Annotated in this window: 18 protein-coding genes; 8 read left to right on the top strand and 10 right to left on the bottom strand. The window is 62.6% G+C overall.

Annotation, left to right across the window (positions count from 1 at the left end; genetic code table 11):
• Positions 1 to 14 precede the first annotated feature (14 nt).
• Both AC1DTQ_RS07460 and AC1DTQ_RS07455 read right to left on the bottom strand, forming a co-directional pair.
• Positions 15 to 1,076: a LacI family DNA-binding transcriptional regulator gene (locus tag AC1DTQ_RS07460; RefSeq protein ID WP_477848878.1), complete on the bottom strand. Its 1,062-nt coding sequence runs from the start codon at positions 1,074 to 1,076 to the stop codon at positions 15 to 17.
• 46 nt (positions 1,077 to 1,122) lie between these two features.
• Positions 1,123 to 2,403: a sugar MFS transporter gene (locus AC1DTQ_RS07455; RefSeq protein ID WP_477848877.1), complete on the bottom strand. Its 1,281-nt coding sequence runs from the start codon at positions 2,401 to 2,403 to the stop codon at positions 1,123 to 1,125.
• Between the two features lie 433 nt (positions 2,404 to 2,836).
• On the opposite strand from AC1DTQ_RS07455, the gene AC1DTQ_RS07450 reads away from it, so the two are divergent.
• From AC1DTQ_RS07450 to AC1DTQ_RS07440, 3 genes are all read left to right on the top strand, one after another.
• Positions 2,837 to 3,847 carry a glucokinase family protein gene (locus AC1DTQ_RS07450; protein WP_477848876.1) on the top strand — a complete coding sequence of 337 codons (1,011 nt, stop codon included), beginning with the start codon at positions 2,837 to 2,839 and terminating at the stop codon, positions 3,845 to 3,847.
• A gap of 135 nt (positions 3,848 to 3,982) precedes the next feature.
• On the top strand, positions 3,983 to 6,763 hold the full coding sequence (locus tag AC1DTQ_RS07445; RefSeq protein WP_477848875.1) for a TonB-dependent receptor: 2,781 nt from the start codon (positions 3,983 to 3,985) through the stop codon (positions 6,761 to 6,763).
• 233 nt (positions 6,764 to 6,996) lie between these two features.
• Entirely contained in the window at positions 6,997 to 9,306 is a 2,310-nt protein-coding gene (locus tag AC1DTQ_RS07440; protein ID WP_477848874.1) for a family 20 glycosylhydrolase, read from the top strand.
• 24 nt (positions 9,307 to 9,330) lie between these two features.
• Here the strand turns inward: AC1DTQ_RS07440 and AC1DTQ_RS07435 are convergent, their stop codons facing one another.
• On the bottom strand, positions 9,331 to 9,687 hold the full coding sequence (locus AC1DTQ_RS07435; protein WP_477848873.1) for a VanZ family protein: 357 nt from the start codon (positions 9,685 to 9,687) through the stop codon (positions 9,331 to 9,333).
• A 32-nt stretch (positions 9,688 to 9,719) separates the two neighbouring features.
• The gene (locus tag AC1DTQ_RS07430) at positions 9,720 to 10,901 is read right to left on the bottom strand and encodes a class I SAM-dependent methyltransferase (RefSeq protein ID WP_477848872.1); all 1,182 of its coding nucleotides are present in this window, start codon (positions 10,899 to 10,901) and stop codon (positions 9,720 to 9,722) included.
• 120 nt (positions 10,902 to 11,021) lie between these two features.
• On the opposite strand from AC1DTQ_RS07430, the gene AC1DTQ_RS07425 reads away from it, so the two are divergent.
• Together AC1DTQ_RS07425 and AC1DTQ_RS07420 are read left to right on the top strand one after the other, a co-directional pair.
• Positions 11,022 to 11,858, top strand: coding sequence for a proteasome-type protease (locus tag AC1DTQ_RS07425; protein ID WP_477848871.1), 837 nt, complete (start codon positions 11,022 to 11,024; stop codon positions 11,856 to 11,858).
• Positions 11,859 to 11,984: 126 nt separating this feature from the next.
• Entirely contained in the window at positions 11,985 to 13,097 is a 1,113-nt protein-coding gene (locus AC1DTQ_RS07420) for a serine hydrolase domain-containing protein (protein WP_477848870.1), read from the top strand.
• A 14-nt stretch (positions 13,098 to 13,111) separates the two neighbouring features.
• Here the strand turns inward: AC1DTQ_RS07420 and AC1DTQ_RS07415 are convergent, their stop codons facing one another.
• Together AC1DTQ_RS07415 and AC1DTQ_RS07410 are read right to left on the bottom strand one after the other, a co-directional pair.
• Positions 13,112 to 14,053, bottom strand: a complete 942-nt coding sequence (locus AC1DTQ_RS07415) for an alpha-E domain-containing protein (RefSeq protein ID WP_477848869.1) — start codon at positions 14,051 to 14,053, stop codon at positions 13,112 to 13,114.
• Positions 14,053 to 15,501 carry a circularly permuted type 2 ATP-grasp protein gene (locus tag AC1DTQ_RS07410; protein ID WP_477848868.1) on the bottom strand — a complete coding sequence of 483 codons (1,449 nt, stop codon included), beginning with the start codon at positions 15,499 to 15,501 and terminating at the stop codon, positions 14,053 to 14,055. Before AC1DTQ_RS07410 ends, AC1DTQ_RS07415 begins: the two co-directional genes overlap by 1 nt.
• A 134-nt stretch (positions 15,502 to 15,635) precedes the next feature.
• Here AC1DTQ_RS07410 and AC1DTQ_RS07405 point away from each other — a divergent pair, with 134 nt between their 5' ends.
• The gene (locus AC1DTQ_RS07405) at positions 15,636 to 16,406 is read left to right on the top strand and encodes a pteridine reductase (RefSeq protein WP_477848867.1); all 771 of its coding nucleotides are present in this window, start codon (positions 15,636 to 15,638) and stop codon (positions 16,404 to 16,406) included.
• A gap of 18 nt (positions 16,407 to 16,424) precedes the next feature.
• On the opposite strand, the gene AC1DTQ_RS07400 is transcribed toward AC1DTQ_RS07405, so the two are convergent.
• The 4 genes from AC1DTQ_RS07400 to tsaD form a co-directional block, all read right to left on the bottom strand.
• Positions 16,425 to 17,255, bottom strand: a complete 831-nt coding sequence (locus AC1DTQ_RS07400) for a DUF6159 family protein (RefSeq protein ID WP_477848866.1) — start codon at positions 17,253 to 17,255, stop codon at positions 16,425 to 16,427.
• 100 nt (positions 17,256 to 17,355) lie between these two features.
• Positions 17,356 to 17,874: a 2-amino-4-hydroxy-6-hydroxymethyldihydropteridine diphosphokinase gene (folK, locus tag AC1DTQ_RS07395; protein ID WP_477848865.1), complete on the bottom strand. Its 519-nt coding sequence runs from the start codon at positions 17,872 to 17,874 to the stop codon at positions 17,356 to 17,358.
• The gene (gene folB, locus AC1DTQ_RS07390; protein WP_477848864.1) at positions 17,874 to 18,227 is read right to left on the bottom strand and encodes a dihydroneopterin aldolase; all 354 of its coding nucleotides are present in this window, start codon (positions 18,225 to 18,227) and stop codon (positions 17,874 to 17,876) included. Before folB ends, folK begins: the two co-directional genes overlap by 1 nt.
• A gap of 187 nt (positions 18,228 to 18,414) precedes the next feature.
• Entirely contained in the window at positions 18,415 to 19,467 is a 1,053-nt protein-coding gene (tsaD, locus tag AC1DTQ_RS07385) for a tRNA (adenosine(37)-N6)-threonylcarbamoyltransferase complex transferase subunit TsaD (protein WP_477848863.1), read from the bottom strand.
• A gap of 125 nt (positions 19,468 to 19,592) precedes the next feature.
• Between tsaD and rpsU the strand changes: the two genes are divergently transcribed.
• Both rpsU and AC1DTQ_RS07375 read left to right on the top strand, forming a co-directional pair.
• Positions 19,593 to 19,808, top strand: coding sequence for a 30S ribosomal protein S21 (rpsU, locus tag AC1DTQ_RS07380; RefSeq protein ID WP_002808376.1), 216 nt, complete (start codon positions 19,593 to 19,595; stop codon positions 19,806 to 19,808).
• A 76-nt stretch (positions 19,809 to 19,884) separates the two neighbouring features.
• A complete protein-coding gene (locus AC1DTQ_RS07375) occupies positions 19,885 to 20,331 on the top strand; it encodes a GatB/YqeY domain-containing protein (RefSeq protein ID WP_477848862.1) in 447 nt (148 codons plus the stop codon).
• The last annotated feature ends 159 nt before the right edge of the window (positions 20,332 to 20,490 follow it).

Raw genomic sequence — 20,490 nt, 5'->3', positions numbered from 1 at the left:
CGAATGGTTTGGCTTCAATCGTTGCGCGGGCGTACCGGCGCGGTGGAGCCGCGCACCACCAGTTGCGGCACGAAGCCCTGGTTGTGCAACGGCGTGGGGTTGTCGTCGTAGGCGTCGTGGCGTAGCCCTGCGATCAGCAGGCGCGCGGCCTGCCGGGCGATGTCTTCGGTGGCTTGTTTGGCGGTGGTCAGCGCGGGCCAGGACTGTTTGGAAAAGGGACTGTCCTCGAAACCGGCAATGGACAAGTCGTAGGGCACGTTCATGCCCGCCGATTTGGCGGCGGCCAGCACGCCGGCGGCGATTTCGTCGTTGGAACCGAAGATCGCGGTCGGCGGTTCGCGCAAGGCGAGCAGGCGTCGCGCACCGCGGAAACCGTCGTCGAAGGTGTAGTCGCCGGGCACGATCAGGTGCTTGTCCAGGGTGATGCCGTAATCCTTCAGCGCCTTTTCGTAACCGTTGTAGCGTTCGATGCTGGAACGGTGCGCTAGCCCGCCCCACAGGAAGCCGATGCGCTGGTGGCCGAGCTGGATTAGGTGTTCGGTGATCTCGTAAGCCGCGTCATGGTCGTCCACGTAGACGCAGGGATAGCCGTCGTTGGGGTCTTCGGTCGCGGCGATGATGCGCACCAGCTTCACCCCGCGCGCGGCCAGCGCATGCACCAGCTCCATGCTTTCGGACATGGGCGCAGTCAGCACCAGGCCGGCCAGGCGCGAACGCTGCACCAGTTCGGACAGCTCCTCGGCCAGCAGCGGCGAGGTGGAATCGCAGGGATGGATCTGCAGGCCGAAGCCGGTTTCGCGGCACGCGGCCAGCACGCCGTTCTGCATGCCGATGATGTGGTACGGATTGGGATTGTCGTAGATCAGGCCGACTACGAACGGCGTGCCGCTGCGCAGGTTGCGCGCGGACTGGTCGGGTTCGTAATCCAGTTCGGCGATGGCATGCAGCACGCGCGCGCGCGTGCCCTGCATCACCGAAGGCTCGTTGTTGATGACGCGCGAGACGGTCTTCAACGAGACCTTGGCGCGCTCGGCGACATCCTTGATGGTGGGTCGCCGGGTGTTCGGTTGGTTCATAGGGAGACTCGCTTGGCGAAGCCAACGCTGGGCGGTAAGAGTCGCACTATTTCATGCCGATACGGTGCCCACGCCGGGCAAAGAACAGAACGTAGGCATAACACGCCACCATCAGCACGGCGAAGACTACCTGGAAGTTGAACTGCTCCTTGAAATGCGCAAAGAGCTGAGGAACCACCGCACCGCCCGCGATGCCCATGATCAGCAGCGCCGATCCTTTCTCGGTGAATTTCCCCAGCCCCTTGATGGCCAAGGGAAATATGGCTGGCCACATGATGGCATTCGCAAAGCCGAGCGCCGCCACGAAAGCCACGGAAAGGTAGCCGTCTGTGAACATGGCGGCGAACGAGAAGGCAATTCCCAATATTGCCGAAACCGAAAGGTAACGTTCCTGGGAAACGTACTTCGGGATCAGCAGCAAGCCGACGATGTAGCCGATCAGCATGCAAACGAGGGTGCCAATCGTAAAATACTTGGCATAGTCGAGCGAGAGACCGAGGTTTTTGCCGTAAATGCCGATCGCATCCCCGGCCATGACTTCAGCACCCACGTAAACGAATATGCATAGCGCCCCAAGCCAAACGTGCGGGAACGAAAAAATGCTGTTGCGCTGCTCGTCGACCGATTCCGGGGACGAGTTGACGTCTTCGGCCTTCAGCTCGGGAAGTGAGGAATACAGGATCGCGATCGCCAGCACAGCCAACACGCCAGCCATTGCCATATAGGGCCCGTGGATGCGGCCGGCGAATTCGTTCAGGAGTTCCGTTTTTTCCGCCGGCAACGCGCTTTCAATTTGCACGGAAATATTTTCCATGCCGTGCAGCACTGCTCGCGCTAGTCCGTATGTCGCTAGCGCGCCTGCTACCTTGTTGCATATCCCCATGATCGCTATCCGACGTGCCGCGCCTTCGATCGGGCCAAGGATGCTGATGTAAGGGTTGATGGCGGTCTGCAACAGCGCCAAGCCACCGCCAAGAATGAAGATTCCGCTGACTGCTCCGGCGTAGGAGCGACCGGTTGTGAACTGACCGAAGATGGCCGCGCCAATTGCCATTACCAGCAGACTCAACGCGATTCCTTTCTTCATGCCTGTTGCCTTCAGGATCACCGACGCGGGCAAAGCTAGGCAGAAGTATGAAATGTAGAACGCGCTCGGGATGAGGAACGCATAAGCATCGCTCACATCGAAGGCGACCTTCGCGAACAAAATCAGCGGTCCATTGATCCAGGTAAAGAATCCGATGATGAAGAACAGCACGCCGATGATGGCGATGGAGCCGACGTGCCGGTTGGCGGCGGCAGCGGCGTTGGCGGGTACTGCGGTCATGACGATGGACTCCCTGGGGACGGTGGCCGCAACGACGCCGGTGGATAAGCGACGCCGGAGTAGATCTGCGGCTCTAGCTGGGAATAACGTTGTCATACTTTTCTCTCCGGGGCCACTTTGAAGGCACGTCGCAGCCAGAGAGAGCGCTAAATCCTGGTCCGACGTTTCTTGCGCTGCAGCAAGAAGGCCGTATGGAGGACAGCCATATGTGCATGAATATGAACATTAATATTCGAAAATGCGCCGAATTGGTCAGAATTGTTACTGACATCGATACCGATGTAACCATTCTGGGTCGCCTTGCCAGTTCTTCATGACCGACTGTTGACAACGTTGTCAGAGCACTCCCACACTCCGGCGCAATGGCCCTGCGGATTATTGCGCCGCGGCTCGCGAAGACATGGGGAGATGTGTGGTCGCAAACGCCAATCCAATGCCGGTAAGCCCCCTGGACACGCTGCATGAGCGGTTCATCGCCGCCGACGTGGGCGGGACCCACGTACGTATCGGGCTGGTGCAGGGCAGCGACGATCCCGCCCACCCGGTCGTCGTGCTTCAGTACCGCAAATACGTCTGCGCCCAATATCCGGGACTGGCCGAAATCATCGAGGATTTCCTCGGTACCCTCGAAGGCGAGACCGTCAGCCGCGGAGTGATCGCCAGCGCTGGCTATCCGTTGGAAGACGGCACGGTCATCACCGCCAATCTGCCCTGGCGCCTGTCGCCGCAGGAAATACGCGAACGCCTGGGCTTCCGCGAATTCCGCCTGGTCAACGACTTCGAGGCCGTGGCTCATGCCGCCGCTTATGTAGATGCCAGCGAAGTGCTGCGCCTCACCGGCCCGGAAATCGCCCCGGTCGTCGGACCCACACTGGTATTGGGCCCCGGCACCGGCTTGGGCGCAGCGGTGTGGATTCCCACCGGCAAGCGTGCCGTGGTGCTCGCGACCGAAGCCGGCCAGGCCGCGCTGACTGCCGGCAACACCATCGAGATGGCGCTGCTGGCCGAGATGCTGAAACATCGCACCCACGTGCCGGTCGAATACGCCCTTTCCGGTCCCGGCCTGATGAACCTGCATACCGCCTTGTGCGCGCTGCGCGGTTCGCGCAACGAATACAAGACTCCTGGCGAGATCACCGCCGCCGCGATCGCCGGCAGCGACGCCTTGGCCCGCGAGAGTCTGGAGATTTTCTGCGGCTTGCTGGGCAGCGCGGTCGGCGACATGGCATTGCTTTACGGCGTGCAGGGCGGCGTCTACCTGGCCGGCGGCATCCTGCCGCAGATCCGCGAATTCCTTTTGAACAGCAGCTTCGTCGAACGGTTCCTCAACAAGGGACCGATGCGTGCGGCGCTGGAACGTATACCCGTGCGGTTGGTCGAGCACGGACAACTCGGCGTCATCGGCGCCGCGAACTGGTATCTCGGCCAATGTGAGGGTGGGTAGGAGAAAAGTCGTCGGAGCGACCACGGGCCACCTGCTTGGGGCAGGCGCGGTCCAACAGCAAACGATCAGCAACAACAGGCATAGGCACGGCAGCGGTCTTCGTTGCCACAACTCAACCAGCGATGGGGAAGCATCATGAACTGTAAGAAATCAATCCTTTCGGCTGCGATCGTGGCGAGCCTCAGCTTCGCTGCGCAGTTGCACGCGCAGGAAACGACGAGCACCACGTCCACCCAGGAAGCGACGGACCTCGACACGGTCGTCGTCGTGGGTATCCGTGGCAGCATCGAGAAGTCGCTGGACGCTAAGCGCGAGGAGAACTCCCGCGTCGAAGTCATCACTTCCGAAGACATCGGCAAGATGCCCGACAAGAACGTCGCCGACTCCCTGGCCCGCGTACCCGGCGTCAACATCAGCGCCGCCAGCGCCAACGAAGGCGCGTTCGACGAAAACGACCGCGTCTCGATGCGCGGCACCAGTCCCAGCCTCACCCAGACCCTGATCGATGGCCACAATATCGGCACCGGCGATTGGTTCGTGCTCAACCAGACCGGCACCGTCGGCCGCAGCGTCAGCTACTCGCTGCTGCCCGCCGAGCTCGTGGACAAGGTCGTGGTACGTAAATCTTCGGAAGCCAAGATAGTTGAAGGCGGCGCTGTCGGCAGCATCGACATCATCACTCGCAACCCGCTCAACTTCGAGGAAGGCTTCAGCATTTTCGGTTCGGTGGGCGCGGTATATGCTGAACTTCCCGGCAACACGGACCCGCAGATTTCCGTGCTTGGCAACTGGAAGAATGCCGATGGCAGCTTCGGCCTGTCCGTCCAAGCTTTCAGCGAAGAACGTCACCTGCGCCGCGACGGCCAGGAGCTGCTGGGTTACGACACCATCGGCGCAGGCACCGCGGCGGGCACAGCGCATCCGGACCTCGTGGGTGTTTACTTCCCGACCCTGATCGGCTCGGCCTTGTTCGAACAGGAGCGCAAGCGCACCGGCGGCATGGTCACCATGCAGTTCAAGCCCAGCGATTCGGTGGAAATCGAGGCGAACTACTTCCGCTCGGACATGAAGGCCGACAACTACAACCGCAACTACATGCTGTGGGGTTCGCGCATCATCAACGGTACCGCCGGCAATAACGGTCAGGTACCGTTGGCCGGCTACGTCGTTCGCAACAACACGCTTGTCGCCGCCGAGTTCGCGCCGACGCCGGGCGCCGCTCCGAGCAATGCATTCGGCATCTACGATGAGATTTCTCGCCCCGGCGCCAAATCCAGCACCGAGTTCTTCAGCGTCGACGGCAAGTGGACGGTCAGCGATAACCTGACTTTCTCCGGCCAGGCCGGCACTTCCGAAGGCCACGGCGAAAGCCCCGTGCAGGACGTGGCGGAATGGGACGTCGGCCTCAACAGTGGTGCCGGCTGGGCGATGCATGGCGTAGGCGCGGCCGACTGGCATCTGGGCAACGCGGTTACCGGCGCGCCGGGCGTAGCCAATGTCGACTATCGCCTGGACTGGATCTTCGGATTCCAGGATATCGACGTAGTCGACAAGGAAGACTGGGCCAAGATCGATGGCGAGCTCCTTTTCGACAGCAACAGCACGCTGAGCTCGCTGGATTTCGGTGTCCGTAGCGCCAAGCACGAGCGCAACCTCGACCAGGTCACCGCGCAAGGCCCGGCCTGCCTCGTCAACGGCGTGGTGGATACCTCCTGCCCGGTCGGTTCGTCTTCTCCCTTCGATGCGGCCAACTGGCCGAGCGGCTTCCAGAACTACCCGGGTGACTTCGGCGACGGCCTGGGCGGCAATTTCCCGCGCGATATCTGGTACCACACACCGGAGCAACTGGCCGCGCTCAATGCGTTTACCAATCGTGACAAGGAAGCGCGCTTCTACTTCCCGGGCGCCTATGGCCTGGAAGAGCGCAGCACCGCCGCCTACGCACAGCTGAACTTCTCCGGCGAAAAGTGGAGCGGCAATGTCGGTCTGCGTTACGTGCGTACCGAAGAAGACGTCAAGAACTACGTCAACGCAGACCCTACCGATCCCGACGCGATCACCACTTCGCTGTTCGGCGCATTCAAGACCGTGCGCACCCAGAACACCTACAACGACTGGCTGCCGAGCGCGAACTTCAAGTACAACCTCAACGACGACATGGTGCTGCGTCTGGCCGCTTCGCGGACGCTGACGCGTCCGGACTTCTCGGCGCTGGCGGGTGCGGTTTCGCTCAGCCCGCCTGCGGCTGTCGGCGGCGTGGGTACGGGTTCGGGCGGCAACCCGAACCTGGAACCGATCCTCTCTACCAACGCGGACGCCACTTTCGAGTGGTACTACGCCGAGCGTTCGCTGTTCTCGGTCGGCGTGTTCTACATGAACATCGACAACTACGTGGCCCTCGGTACCGACCGCCAGTCCTATTTCACCATCGATTCCAACAACCCCAATGGCGCGTTCATCGACTATGACCTAACCGTGCCGGTCAGTTCCGGCGCCAAGGTGAAGGGCCTCGAGCTGGCCTGGGAAGCTCCTATTGGTGAAAACTTCGGCGCGTTCGCCAACTACACCTACGCCGATGGCGACACCGACGATGGTACGGCCATGCTGGGCACCTCGAAGAACACCTACAACGTGGGCGCCTACTTCGAGAACGACACGTTCAACGCGCGCGTTAACTACACCTACCGCTCGGAGTTCTACAGCGGTCTGGATCGTGCTTCGGCGTTCTATCAGGACGAAATCGACAACGTCTCGGCTTCGCTGGGTTACAAGATCAACGAGAATCTGTCCTTCACCCTGGACCTGATGAACCTCAACAACCCCAAGACCAAGTACTACGCCGAGAACCGCGACCGTCCGCGTTCGATCTACGAAAACGGCCGTCAGTACTACCTGAACATGCGTTTCAAGTTCTAAGCGACGCAATACCGATTGCTGTGTTTCCCTCACGGGCCTGGACTTGTCCGGGCCCGATTTTTTTTCGGGATGACGACCGCCAACGATTGATCCGAATGTCGAAACACCCGTGGGAGCGGCGTCCCGCCGCGAGCTTTTGCTTCTTGCGGCCAGAAGCCAGGAGCCAGAGCTCGCGGCGGCACGCCGCTCCCACGACTGTCGGTTAGGATCGACACTATTGCGAGGATGAAATGATGACGATTTCCGATTGCCTGCGACCTGTTGCGTTGGGAACAATACTGCTGTTGGCCATAGGCCCGTTCGGCGCGATGGCCGCGACCGGCATGCCATCGGATCCAATGTTGATTCCCGCGCCCGCATCAATGCAGATTAACGACGGCAGCTTTGTGGTGGATTCGGCCACGCAGGTCATGCCGCTGGATCCGCAGGCGCGCGCCGCTGCGCAGCAGTTCGCCGGCTTCGTCGCCAACAGCCATGGCTTGAAGCTGAAAGTACGCGACGCAACAGGCGCCAATAAAGGCGCGATCCACTTCCGCATCGATCCGAAGGCGATCGGCACGGCATCAGAAAGCTATACGCTGGACATCGATCCGCAGCGCGCGATCGTATCCGCGCGCGATCCGCGCGGGTTGTTCTATGGCGCGGTGACGCTATGGCAACTGCTGCGGCCCGGCGATGCCCGGTCGCTGCCTGTACCGGCGCTGCGCATCGACGACACGCCGCGTTTCGCTTGGCGCGGGCTGATGCTCGACTCTGCGCGCCATTTCCAAAGCGTCGCTGAAATCAAGCAGATGCTCGATGCGATGGCGTTGCACAAACTCAATACCTTCCACTGGCACCTGACCGACGATCAGGGCTGGCGTATCGAGATCAAGCAATACCCGAAGTTAACCGAGGTCGGCGGTTGCCGTATTCCCGCAGGAGATGGCGGTCTTGATGCCGCGGGTAAGCCGAAACCCTATTGCGGTTACTACACGCAGGAACAGATTCGTGACGTGGTGCGCTATGCGGCGGCGCTGCAGATTACCGTGGTGCCGGAAATCGACGTGCCCGGCCACGCCACCGCGGCGATCACCGCTTATCCGCAGCTGGGCGTGCTGGACACGCCGCTGGTAGTTTCCAACGAATGGGGCGTCAACACCAATCTCTTCAACGCAGAGGAAAGCACTTTCGTTTTCCTTGAGAATGTCTTGGGCGAAGTGGTCGCGCTGTTCCCAGGCGCTTATGTTCACGTCGGCGGCGACGAGGCGGTGAAAGACCAGTGGAAAGCGTCGGCCCGCGTGCAGGAGCGGATCCGCGAATTGGGCGTCAAGGACGAAGCCGGGATGCAGAGTTACCTGATCAAACGGCTGGAAAAATATCTGGTGGCCAAACACCGGCGTCTGATCGGCTGGGACGAAATCCTGGAGGGCGGTCTGCCCGAAGAGGCCACGGTGATGTCGTGGCGCGGCATCGAGGGCGGTATCGAAGCGGCCAATCAGGGCCACGATGTGATCATGTCGCCTTCGTCGGAGCTGTACTTCGATTACCTGCAAACCGATTCACCCAATGAACCGCCCGGGCGTCCGGCGACCATCCCCCTCAAACAGATGTACGCATTCGAGCCGGTTCCTGCGGCGCTGGCCGCCGACAAGCGCTCGCACATCCTGGGCCTGCAGGCCAACGTATGGACCGAGCACATGCGCACTTTCGCGCGCGTGCAGCATGCGGTTTTCCCGCGCATCGCCGCGCTGGCTGAAACCGCATGGTCGCCCGCGCAGAAGAAGGACTGGGACGGCTTCGTCGCCCGCCTGCCTGCGCAGCTACAGCGTTACCAGGCGATGGGCATCGGCTACGCGCAGACGCCGTTCGAAGTGCGCAGTGCGGTGGCTGAAGACCGCAAGCGCAGCAGCGTGGAGGTCAGCCTGTCCAATTCGTTGGGCTATCCGGATATCCGTTACACCACTGACGGCAGCGAGCCTTCCTCTGGTTCGGCTGCCTACAAAGGCCCCTTCTCGCTGGCATTGCCCGCAGAACTACGCGCCTCGGTATTCGTCGACGGAAAACCGCTGACGAAAGCTGCGACTCGAAAGATCGACGCGGCCTCACTCTTGACCCGCAGCGACGAAGAGCTGGCGATGTGCACCGGTGCGCTGATGCTGCGCCTGGAGGACGATGGCCCGGCCGAGGGCAAACGTGCCGTCTTCAACGCGGACATCTTCAATCCGTGCTGGGAGTGGAAAGCCGCCGATCTCGACGGCATCGCTTCCATCGAAGTGCGCGCCGGACGCCTGCCGTACTATTTCCAGCTGGCGCACGACGAACCCGCGCGCAAGTTCAAGCCCGCGAAGAGTGCGAACGGCGAACTCGAAATCCGCGCGGGTTGCGACGGCGCAGTGCTGGCAACGGTGCCGTTGCCGGCCGCACCGGACGCCGATGGCTTCTTAACTCTGAAAGCGCCGTTGAAAGCGACCAACGGATTGCAGAACCTGTGCATCTTCTTCACCGGCGACACGCGTCCGACGATGTGGGTGCTGGACCGGGTGACGCTGAAACCGCGATAAAACCGCAGAAAAATCGCCGCTCGCCTACCAGCGCAAACGTTTTTCCATGCACAGCAGAAGATCGCGCCACGGCGTCAGCGCCGTGGCCATGCCCAACAGCACGCCCACCGTATTGGCCAATGCATCGAAAGGATCGGCGGAGCGGTCGCTGGTGAATGCGCCCTGCGCTACCTCGATGCCGATGCCCAGCGCCACCAGCCCCATCGCGGCCAGCCACAACGTACGGCCGCGCAGGAACAACTGCACCGCGCCGGATGCCAGAAGGAAATAGCTGAGCAGATGCTCGATCTTGTCGCTGTTGTCCGGCAGATCGGGCAGATCGGAAGACGGTAGCAGACAGACTGCTATCACCAGCAGGATGGCCAGCGACCATAGGGCCATCCATAGTCGCGGATGCCGGAGCGGTTTCATCCTCACAGACGCCACGTCAGGTCGCCGGTCAGGAAGGCGGTTCCGAACTCCACCTCGCGCGCGAATCCCATGACCTGAAACCTTTCGCCCATTTCGCTGGGCAAGGTCAGTTGCTTCGCCTCATTGCGCAGGTGTTGCAACTGCACCTGGCTGGCGCGCGCTTCGGCCTCCTGCAGCAATTGCGGCAAACCGTTGCCCAGCAGGAAGCTGGCCTGGGTGCAGTAGCCGGTCAAATCGAAGCCGGCATGCGTGCCCGCTTCGGCCAGGGCGGTGAAGTCGACCGATGCGGTGAGGTCCTGTAACCCGGGCCAGGCATAAACATCGTTATGGGTCTGGTGACGGTAGAAGGCACGCAGCGTGCCTTGGTCACGTTGCGGCTGGTAGAACTCGCGGCGCGGATAACCATAGTCCACGAATAGCATCGCACCTGCCTGCAGTCCGCCCATGACCGCCTGCACCCAGTAAGGCAGCTGAGGCAGGAGTTCAGAGCGATAGCCGTCCGGGAAAGGCGCGCCCAAGGTGCGCTCGAGATGGCGCACCGCCGCCGCCAGCAGCGCATCGGCAGGTCGGTCACTGCGCACGAAGCGGCCGTTTTCCTCCAGCGCTACGCCTTCTTCGAACACTTCGCCATCGCGCAGGGTGAAGCGCGGGGTCGGCAACGCATCGACTACTTCATTGGCGAACAGCACTCCGTTCCAGGATTGCTCCGGAGGACCATCCAGCCATTCCACCAGATCGAACACCGGCGGAATCAGGCTGCGGCCCAGGCGTTCGCGTTGGCGCTCGCGCAGGTCCGCGCTAGGTTCGAGGATCGCATAGCGCGCCGGTAACGCATCCATCGCCAGCAGGCGCTTGAGCATGATCTCGGCGAAGGCGCCGCTGCCGCCGCCGATTTCCAGGAACTCGGCTTCCGGTCCCAGTTGCTGCAGCACCGGCGCCACGGCGGTGGCGACGCAACCGGCGAACAACGGGCCGAGTTCAGGCGCGGTGACGAAATCCCCGGCGGCGCCGAACTTGGCGCTGCCTGCGCTGTAGTAGCCCAGACCCGGTGCGTACAGGCACAGCTCCATGAAACGCGAAAACGGAATACCACCGCCGGATCCGGCGATTTCGTTGCGGATCGCCGTCGCCAACCCTTCGCTGTGGTGGGCTGCGTCCGGATCGGGCGTGGGAAGATCTGCCATGTAGGAGGAATAAAGAGAATCGAGCGTCACATCTTACGCGGCAGGCGGCGGCGCTAGCCAAGCGTGGATGGCCCGCATAGAATCATTGATGCACAGCACAATGGCAGCACAAACGGCCACATGACCTATTGCGTCGGCATAGAAACGGACGAAGGCCTGGTCTTCGCAGCGGATACGCGCACCAGCGCCTCGTTCGACGACGTGCGCGTGTACCGCAAGATGCACGTGTTCGAGTATCCGGGCGATCGCGTGTTCGTGATCATGTCGGCGGGCAACCTGGCGACCACGCAGCTGACCATTTCGCGCCTGATGCGTGATGCCGAGGATCCCGCGGCCAGCCGCAGCCTGCGCACTTTCACCCATCTGTACGAGGTCGCCGAATACGTTGGCGAGGTACTGGTGGCCAGCCAAGTCAAAATGAAGGACGAGGCGCAGCAGAGCGGCGTCAGCGTGCAGTCCACCTTGATCCTGGGTGGGCAGATCGCCGGCGAACGGCCGGGCCTGTACATGATCTATCCGCTGGGCAACTGCATCGCCACCTCGCCGGAGACGCCGTACCTGCAGATCGGCGAATCGAAATACGGCAAGCCCATCCTGGACCGCATCTTGCGTCCGCAGACCACGCTGGAAGACGCCGCACGCTGCGCGCTGGTGTCGTTGGATTCCACTATCCGTTCCAACCTGTCGGTGGGTCTGCCTATCGATATCGCCCTGATACGCGCCGGCGACCTGAAGATCACCCAGAAGATGCGCATGGAAGGCGATACGCCGCTGTATTCGGAAATCCACGAGACCTGGTCGCGAAAACTCGAAGCCGCCGTGCACAGCCTGCCGCGCTTCCCATGGGAGCCGCCGCGTGCGCCGGAAGAGCAGGCCAGTGCGCTGCCCCCGTTGCCGCCACGCCGCGTGGCGCCGCGACCCGATCCGGGTGACGCTTCGGGGCAGCAACAGCAATAACCCGCGGCCCGTCCGCACCGCCGGCTCAAGGGTTCGTCGGCCTTTTCGGGTTTTCGTCGGATTGCATACGACACACGGGGTGAACCTGCCTATCCTGCCGGGCCGTCCAATCCAGGGGATTCCCTCATGGCCCGTCGTCAGATTTTTTCGTTCCCGTGGACACTTTTCCGATTGCTGGCACTGTCGCTTGCCTGGTCGCCTGCGGCCGTACTGGCGCAGACGATGCCGCAAGACCTGGGCCCGTTCATCGCCGCCTATGCCCAAACGCACGACTTCAATGGCACGATCCTGGTGGAAACGGGCGGCAAGATCCGTTACGAGCGAAGCTTCGGGCTGGCGAACCTGCCGTTCAAGGCAGCCAACACGCCGCAGACCAAATACCGGATCGCATCCATCACCAAAACGTTCACCGCCGTTCTGATCCTGCAGTTGCAGGAAGCCGGCAGACTCGACCTGGACGGGGTCATCGGCCAATACCTTCCCGAATACCGCGGCGAAGCGGCCGACAAGGTCACCGTGCAGCAACTGTTGAACCATACCTCGGGTCTAGAAAATTTCGATCAGGTAGGCAGCATGGAAGCCGCCCTCGCCGGCGGGCTACCCGCCTATCAGACGCCCTACACCAGCGACCAGCTGGTGCAGAAATTCTGCAGCGGAAAACTCATCCACACGCCCGGCACGGTGTTCGAATACAACAACGGCGACTACATCCTCCTCGGCAAGATCGTGGAGAAGATGTACGCGAAACCGTTCGAGCAGGTGTTGGCGGAACGCCTGCTCGTTCCCCTCGGCATGGCCGACACCGGCATGCTGCGCCACAACGACATCGTCGAAGGACTGTCCGACAGCTATTTCTACCGCGATGATCTGAAAACCCTGTCCAACGATCTGCCGGTGTATCCGGAAAACTGGTATGCCGCTGGCGCGATGTATTCCACCGTGCGCGACTTGGCGAAGTTCTCCGACGCGCTATTCGCGGGCCGGCTGCTTCAGCCGACAACCCTTGCGTTGATGACCCGCCCAGGCCTGGACGACTACGGCGACGGCCTTTGGGTCTACGAAACCAAGATCAACGGCCGCAAGCATCGGGTCGCCAAACGTCCGGGGCGGATCATGGGCGCACAGACGCAGCTGTACCGCTTCTTGGACGATGACACCACGATCATCTTGTTGAGCAACGCAGGGCGGGCCGATACCGACGAATTCGTGGCGGAAATCGGCAAACGGGTCGTACGCTAATCCCGTGCGATCGCCTAACCGCAGAAATAGCCGTCCGCCAGCGCCGCGTGGAACGTGCCCAGATGCACCTGAATCTCGTCCATGAAATCGGCGGGATTCTTCACCGCTAGGTGCGCCGGGTCGGCATTGCGGATCAGTCCGACCACCCTGTTCAAACCGCGGTCCACGCCGGGACGCGCCGGCATGGTGGGCAGCACGCTCTGCGCGCGGGCCAGGCAGAATTGCACGCTGCGCGGGAATTCGCTGTTCTGCAGCAGGAAGCGCAGCGCATGCTCGGCGCTGACGCGCTGGCGCACATGGCGCCGATACATCTGGTAGGCGGCCAGCGAGCGCAGCACCGCCATCCATTGCATGTTCTGGAAAGCCTCGCGATCGTCCTCGTTGCGCGGCGTCACCAGCCCGGACGCACCGGCATCGATGATGCGCGTGGTCATGTCGGCCTGTTCGATGGCCGTGCCCAGGCGCAGGAACTGGAAGCCGATATCGCGGCTCACGTTCGCGGTGAGCAGCCCGGAAACCTTGAGGCAACCATCGGCGATGCGGGCGATGAACTCCATGCGATAACGCCGGCTCACACCGCGCTCGCCATTGGCGTCGATGTACAGATACAGATCGTTGATGGCTTCCCACACTTCCTGCGGCAGGGTGTCGCGGATGCCACGCAGGATCTCACGCGCGTTATCGACTGAACTGCGCAATGAGGACGCATTGCGTTCGTCCAGCAGCAGGAAGCGCACCACCTCGGCGTCGCTGGCATCGTCGCCGGTGCTCGGGAACAGTTCGGCAAAGGCATCGCCTGCGCCCACCGTATCGACCATCGGCCGCCAGGCGAAACGCACCGAACGTGGCAGGTCCAGCTGCAGCAGGCTGCCGACACCAACCAGGCGCGCGGTGTTCTCGGCGCGGCGCACGTAGCGGCTGAACCAGTAGAGATTGTCGGCGACGCGAGAGAGCATCAGTCGGCCTCCTCATCCAGATCTACGACCCACGTATCCTTCGCGCCACCGCCTTGCGAGGAATTCACCACCAACGATCCTGCTTCCATCGCCACCCGCGTCAACCCGCCGGTGGTGACGTAGATGTCCTCGCGTGACAGCACGAAAGGCCTCAGATCCAGATGCCGCGGCGAGGGGCCTTCATCGGTGACGATAGGCGCCGTCGACAGGGACAGCGTCGGCTGGGCCATATAATTGCGCGGATCGGCTTCGATCAGCTTCTTGAACTTGTCGCGCTGGCGCTTGGTCGAGCGCGGACCGATCAGCATGCCGTAACCGCCCGATTCGTTGGCCGGCTTCACCACCAATTTTTCGATGTTCTCCAGCACGTACTTGCGCTCCTTCGCGTTGTGGCAGAGATAGCTGGGCACATTGGGCAGGATCGGATCCTCATCCAGGTAGTACTTGATCATCTTCGGCACGTAAGCGAACACCACCTTGTCGTCGGCCACGCCCGCGCCCGGTGCATTCGCCAACGCGACCTTGCCGGCGCGCCAGCTGCGCATCAGGCCCGGCGCGCCCAGCACCGATTCGGGATGGAACACTTCCGGATCGATGAACAGGTCGTCCACGCGGCGGTAGATCACGTCAACGCGCTGCGCGCCGTACACGGTACGCATGTAGGTGCAGTCGTCGTCGGCCACGAACAGATCGTTGCCTTCCACCAGTTCGATGCCCATCGCCTGGGCCAGATAGGCGTGTTCGAAATAGGCGCTGTTGAACACGCCCGGCGTCAGCAAGGCGATGGTCGGCGAGTCGCCTGGACGTGGCGACAATGCCGCGAGTGTGTCGTAAAGCTGTGAAGGGTATTCGTCCACCGGCAGGATCGAGCTGGTCTCGAACAGTTCCGGAAACACCCGCTTGGCCACCATGCGGTTTTCCAGCATGTAGGACACGCCACTGGGAATACGCAGATTGTCCTCCAGCGCGTACAAGGTGCCATCGCCGTCGCGTACCAGGTCCGAGCCGCAGATATGCGCCCACACGCCCAGCGGCGGCTTCACGCCCACGCACTGCGGGCGGAAATTGACCGAGTCCTTCAGCAGCATCGCCGGAAACACCTTGTCCTTGACGATCTGCTGCCTGCCGTAGATGTCGCCGATGAACAGGTTCAGCGCGCGCATGCGCTGCTTGAGGCCGGCTTCGGTGCGCTGCCATTCGGTGCGCGGGATGACGCGCGGGATCAGATCGAACGGCAGCGTGCGATCCACGTTGCGGCCATCGGAATACACAGTGAAGGTGATGCCCATGACCCGGGCGATGACATCAGCGGCGAGCTGGCGTTCGGCGATCTCGCGGCCGGACAGGCCGCCTAGATATTCGACCAGACGGCGCGCCGCCGGTCGTGGCTGGCCGTCAGCCTGGATCAGCTCGTCGAAAGTGGTAGTGCGGTACTTCGCCCAGTCCATTCGCTCCGTTTCCGTTGTCCTGCGCCGGAGCGTGCCTCCTCGCAGGTGATGCATTGCAACATGCCCGGAACCGGGATGGCCGTCAAGCATTGGCCCGCGGTGCTGGATTGGAGACACAATGCCAGGAGACGCCAATGTCTTTGGCCTTCATCTTCAGGAATTCCATGTCCGCATCGACACCCGTCGCCCTTATCACCGGCAGCGCTCGCCGTATCGGCGCGGCCATCGCGCGACATCTGCATGCAGCGGGTTATGACCTGGCCCTGCACTACCGCGGCTCGTCGGCGGAAATGCAGGCATTGGCGGCCGAACTTGAATCGACTCGCGGGCACAGCGTGCTGACCTTGCAGGCCGACCTGTCCGAATTCGACCGCCTGCCCGAACTCGTGGCCAAGGCGGTCGGCCACTTCGGACGGCTCGATGCGCTGGTCAACAACGCTTCCGCTTTCCGACCGACCACCATCGGCAGCACCACGCCGCAGCAGTGGGACGAGCTGTTCGCCTCCAATGCGCGCGCGCCCTTCTTCCTCGCCCAGGCGGCAGCACCGCACCTGAAGGTCTCGCATGGCGCCATCGTCAATCTGGTCGATATCTACGCCGAAAAACCGTTGGCCGGACACACCGTCTACTGCATGGCCAAGGCCGCGCTGTTGATGGCGACCCAATCGCTGGCGTTGGAACTTGCGCCGGAAGTACGCGTCAACGCGATCGCGCCGGGCGCGATCCTGTGGCCCGAGCAGGACCATAGCGACACCGCCAAACAAACCATGCTCGGACGCACACCGCTGGCGCGCACCGGCACGCCGGAGGAAATCGCCGAAGCGGTGCGCTGGCTGCTGCGCGATGCGACCTATACCACCGGTCAGGTGATCCACCTGGACGGCGGACGCACGTTGGCTGGCTGATCACATCGGCTCGGCGACTTAGCCCTTCGGCTTGAACGCGTTTTCCAGCATCGCGCCCTGGAACGCCGCTGGCGCTTCGCGCGACACCGCATAGCGATACAGCGCGGCCGAATAGATGCCGCTCAGCGCCGCCTGGTACACGCCCAGCAGCAGCACGCCGACCACGAACACCACCCCCACCCCGACCGCCAGCACCGGCGATGCCTGAAACGCGAGGAAGGTCAGACCCGCACCGAGCAGCAGAAAGGCGAAGGTAATCAGCCCGAACGCCGCACCGATACCCACGTTGCCGATGGCGTTCTCGCCCCAGGTGCGCTTGAGCAGGGTGACGCTCTCTTTCAACGCATCGACCGGGCCGATGTCGCGGCTGACCAGCACCGGCACGACCAGGAAGGTCGCCAACGTCCACGCCACGCCCAGGCCGCTGCCGATCAGGCGCACGATGAAGTTGTCCTCGCTCTTCAACGCCTGCAGGAATACGCCGACGGTCGCGGCGATGGCCGCGTAGCCGAGGATCGAAGGCAGGCGCGATTTCGCCGCATCGAAACCGTCGCGCAAAGTGGGGTCGCCGCCGTCGAGACGGATCATCGCCGCACCGACCAGCGCGCAGTTGAAGAAGATGATCACGCTGTATTGGCAGAAGTAGAACAAAAAGCCCACCACAGCGCCGCCCACACCGACGCCATTCTCAAAGATGCGCAGCGCGAACACGGGGATCATGAAAGTGGCCATCACCACCAGCGTGACCAGACTCGAGATCAGCGGGAACAGCATCAGTTCCTTGTCCGAACGCAGAACGCTTGCGCTGGCCTTGACCAGTTCCCAGCTACGCGAAAATTTATCGAGCATGTTCCTTCCCCAAGTTGACGTGGATAGCGTGCGGCCTGCGGGCACCTGCCGCAAGCTGCCGGAAGTCATCTGGACGCCGCCTGCGCGGCGGAAGTGACCGTCAGGCGCCGGACGGCAATTCCACGGCCGTCAACGGCAGGCCGCGTTCCGGCGACTGCGCCCACAGCTCGGCCAAGGTCTTGCCCGAGACAGGATCGACGAAGCCGGGCGCGATCTCGGCCAGCGGCTTCAGCACAAAGGCGTGCTTCAACTCTGGACGCGGCAGGCGCAGAGCCTGCCTCGGACCCGATCCGGGGTTGCCCGGCCCCGCGGTCACCAGGTCGTCGTAGAAGACGATGTCGATATCCAGCGGTCGATCGCCGAAACGCGGGCCGCTACGGTCGCGGCCATGCGCGTCTTCCAGCGCGTGCAGCCAATCGTTGAGCGCGTACACGTCCAGATCCGAATCGAGGATGGCGGCGGCATTCAGGAAATCAGGGCCGTCGAAACCGATCGCGGTGGTGCGGTAGATCGGCGAGATCAGCAAGGCGCCGAATCTTTCGTGCAGCGCGCGCAGAGCCGACGCCAGGTTCGCCTCCGGCCGCACGTTGCTGCCCAGGCTCAGGTAGGCCTTGCCCATCAGGGGCGCGAACGCTCGATGATCACACCCACCGCCACCGCGCCGCGCACCGCACCGGGCTTGCTGAGCTTGAGGCGCAGCCAGGACACGCCGAATTCGGCCAATACGATTTCCGCGCAGCGCTCGGCCAGGGTTTCCACCAGGCCGTAGTCGGATTGCGAGACGAATTCGACCAGCCGCTTGCTGACCGCCTTGTAGTTGAGCGTATCGGCGATGTCGTCGCTGGCCGCGGGCTTGCGATTGTCGAAGCCCATTTCCAGGTCGAAGCGCAGGGTCTGGCGGATGCGCCGCTCCCAGTCGTAGATGCCGATCAGGGCGTCGATTTCCAGACCTTCTATGAAGACTTTGTCCATTGGATGGGAATGAGGAATGGGGAATGGGGAATGGGAGGAGCGTAACTTTTTGCTCGTCATCCCAGCGAAAGCTGGGATCCATCTTGACTTTGCTGTTAGCCGTTCGTTTGAAGGAGAGCTCAACGCAAGAACAAAATCAAAATGGATCCCAGCTTTCGCTGGGATGACGACGTCTATTTTTTCGCCACTACGGTTGCGACTCCAGTTTGCCATCCCGCACCACCGGCAACGTCGCCATGTCCCAGCGCGGCGTGACTTTTACAGCGGCGGTCTCATGCTGACCGGCCTCCAGCCGCAACGCACCAGCGAAGGCGATCATCGCGCCGTTGTCGGTGCACAACTCCGGGCGTGGGAAGCAGGCGCGGCCGCCGCGCTTGCCGGCGATGTCGTGCAATTTCGCGCGCAGACGCTTGTTGGCGCCTACGCCGCCGGCGATCACCAGCGTGTCGCTGCCCGCCGCGTCCAGCGCGCGCTGGCACTTGATCGCCAACGTGTCCACCACCGCATCCTCGAAACCACGCGCAATATCGGCACGGGTGATGTCGGACTGGTCGCTGTCGCGCCAAGCCAGCATCACCTGGGTCTTCAGACCACTGAAACTGAAATCCAGGCCCGGGCGGTCGGTCATCGGCCGGGAGAACTTGTATGCGCCCGGCCTGCCGGTCTCTGCCAGGGCGGCCAGCTGCGGACCGCCTGGATACGGCAGGCCCATGACCTTTGCGGTCTTGTCGAAGGCCTCCCCGGCCGCGTCGTCCAGGGTTTCGCCCAGCAACCGGTAGCTGCCGATGGCGTCCACCGCCACCAGCTGGGTGTGGCCGCCGGAAACCAGCAAGGCCACGAACGGCGCTGCCGGCGGGTCGTCTTCCATTAAAGGAGCCAGCAAATGACCTTCCATGTGGTGGACGGCCACCGCTGGGATCTCCAACGCCCAGGCCAGGGAGCGGGCCACCCCCGCCCCGACCAGCAGGGCACCGACCAGTCCTGGACCGGCGGTATAGGCCACCCCGCCGAGGTCTTCCAGCTTCAGATCGGCCTCGGCCAGGATCTGTCTGACCAGCGGCAACAGCTTGCGGACGTGGTCGCGGCTGGCCAGTTCCGGCACCACGCCACCGTACTCGGCGTGGAGGGCGATCTGGCTGTAGACCGCATGGGCACGCAGGCCGGCACTGCCCGTCAGGGCCGTGTCATAGACGGCCACACCGGTTTCATCGCAAGAGGTTTCAATGCCAAGGACGCGCATGGGACTCGAAATGGGGGCTCGGAAGCGGTAATCCAGCGCCCAGGCGGGTTGCAGGCGGACCCGGGCTGCCGTTATCATACGCGGCTCGCCGGGACTGACCCGGTTGTTTGTGTCCCGGAGATTCCATGCCCAGCGTCAAAGTCCGCGAAAACGAGCCTTTTGAGTTTGCTCTGCGTCGCTTCAAGCGTACCTGCGAAAAAGCCGGTGTTCTGGCCGAAACCCGCAAGCGCGAGTTCTACGAGAAGCCGACCCAGGAACGCAAGCGCAAGGCCGCTGCCGCGGTGAAGCGTCAGCTGCGTCGCAGCTCGCGCGACGTCACCAAGCGCCAGCGCCTTTACTGAGCCGCGTCGCTTCGCCAGAAGCCGGCACGCGCGAGCGTAGCCGGCTTTTTGTGTTTTTAGCTCTAGGAGATTCCACATGTCACTGAAACAGCAGTTGGTCGAAGACATGAAGGCCGCGATGAAGAGCGGCGACAAGCAAACGCTGGGCGTGGTGCGCCTGATCAATGCGGCCATCAAGCAGCGCGAAGTGGACGAGCGCATCGAACTGGACGATGCCGCCGTGATCGCAGCGATGGAAAAGATGGTCAAGCAGCGCAAGGATTCGGTCAGCCAATTCGACGCCGCTGGCCGCGAAGACTTGTCCGCCATCGAACGCGCCGAGATCGTGGTGATCGAAAAGTATCTGCCGGCCAAGCTGGGCGAAGCCGAAATCCTGGCCGCTATCGACGCCGCTGTCGCTGAAACCGGAGCTACCGGTCCAGCCGACATGGGCAAGCTGATGGGCGTGCTGAAGCCGAAGCTCGCGGGTCAGGCCGACATGGGCTTGGTCTCGGCGCTGGTGAAGAAGAAGTTCGCGGGCTGATTGCTTTCCTTCTCCTCTCGGGAGAAGGTGGCGCGAAGCGCCGGATGAGGGAATGTCAGTGACTTCCTATCCAACTCCATTACAAGCGGACATGCCATTCCCTCATCCGCCCTACGGGCACCTTCTCCCGATGGGAGAAGGAAAACCAGTGTATGCCAG

Source organism: Pseudoxanthomonas sp. P4_B2 (assembly GCF_056402315.1).
Note: the sequence above shows the minus strand (reverse complement) of the source record. Positions and strands in the feature narration are given on the sequence as shown.

Bases quoted from the DNA above. Each gene is read 5' to 3' on its own strand.
- AC1DTQ_RS07375 (WP_477848862.1), top strand. From the start codon at position 19,885: ATGTCACTGAAACAGCAGTTGGTCGAAGACATGAAGGCCGCGATGAAG.
- AC1DTQ_RS07420 (WP_477848870.1), top strand. From the start codon at position 11,985: ATGGCCCGTCGTCAGATTTTTTCGTTCCCGTGGACACTTTTCCGATTG.
- rpsU (WP_002808376.1), top strand. From the start codon at position 19,593: ATGCCCAGCGTCAAAGTCCGCGAAAACGAGCCTTTTGAGTTTGCTCTG.
- folB (WP_477848864.1), bottom strand. From the start codon at position 18,227: ATGGACAAAGTCTTCATAGAAGGTCTGGAAATCGACGCCCTGATCGGC.
- tsaD (WP_477848863.1), bottom strand. From the start codon at position 19,467: ATGCGCGTCCTTGGCATTGAAACCTCTTGCGATGAAACCGGTGTGGCC.
- AC1DTQ_RS07415 (WP_477848869.1), bottom strand. From the start codon at position 14,053: ATGCTCTCTCGCGTCGCCGACAATCTCTACTGGTTCAGCCGCTACGTG.
- AC1DTQ_RS07435 (WP_477848873.1), bottom strand. From the start codon at position 9,687: ATGGCCCTATGGTCGCTGGCCATCCTGCTGGTGATAGCAGTCTGTCTG.
- AC1DTQ_RS07450 (WP_477848876.1), top strand. From the start codon at position 2,837: ATGCCGGTAAGCCCCCTGGACACGCTGCATGAGCGGTTCATCGCCGCC.
- AC1DTQ_RS07455 (WP_477848877.1), bottom strand. From the start codon at position 2,403: ATGACCGCAGTACCCGCCAACGCCGCTGCCGCCGCCAACCGGCACGTC.
- AC1DTQ_RS07440 (WP_477848874.1), top strand. From the start codon at position 6,997: ATGACGATTTCCGATTGCCTGCGACCTGTTGCGTTGGGAACAATACTG.
- folK (WP_477848865.1), bottom strand. From the start codon at position 17,874: ATGGGCAAGGCCTACCTGAGCCTGGGCAGCAACGTGCGGCCGGAGGCG.
- AC1DTQ_RS07400 (WP_477848866.1), bottom strand. From the start codon at position 17,255: ATGCTCGATAAATTTTCGCGTAGCTGGGAACTGGTCAAGGCCAGCGCA.
- AC1DTQ_RS07445 (WP_477848875.1), top strand. From the start codon at position 3,983: ATGAACTGTAAGAAATCAATCCTTTCGGCTGCGATCGTGGCGAGCCTC.
- AC1DTQ_RS07410 (WP_477848868.1), bottom strand. From the start codon at position 15,501: ATGGACTGGGCGAAGTACCGCACTACCACTTTCGACGAGCTGATCCAG.
- AC1DTQ_RS07460 (WP_477848878.1), bottom strand. From the start codon at position 1,076: ATGAACCAACCGAACACCCGGCGACCCACCATCAAGGATGTCGCCGAG.
- AC1DTQ_RS07405 (WP_477848867.1), top strand. From the start codon at position 15,636: ATGTCTTTGGCCTTCATCTTCAGGAATTCCATGTCCGCATCGACACCC.
- AC1DTQ_RS07425 (WP_477848871.1), top strand. From the start codon at position 11,022: ATGACCTATTGCGTCGGCATAGAAACGGACGAAGGCCTGGTCTTCGCA.
- AC1DTQ_RS07430 (WP_477848872.1), bottom strand. From the start codon at position 10,901: ATGGCAGATCTTCCCACGCCCGATCCGGACGCAGCCCACCACAGCGAA.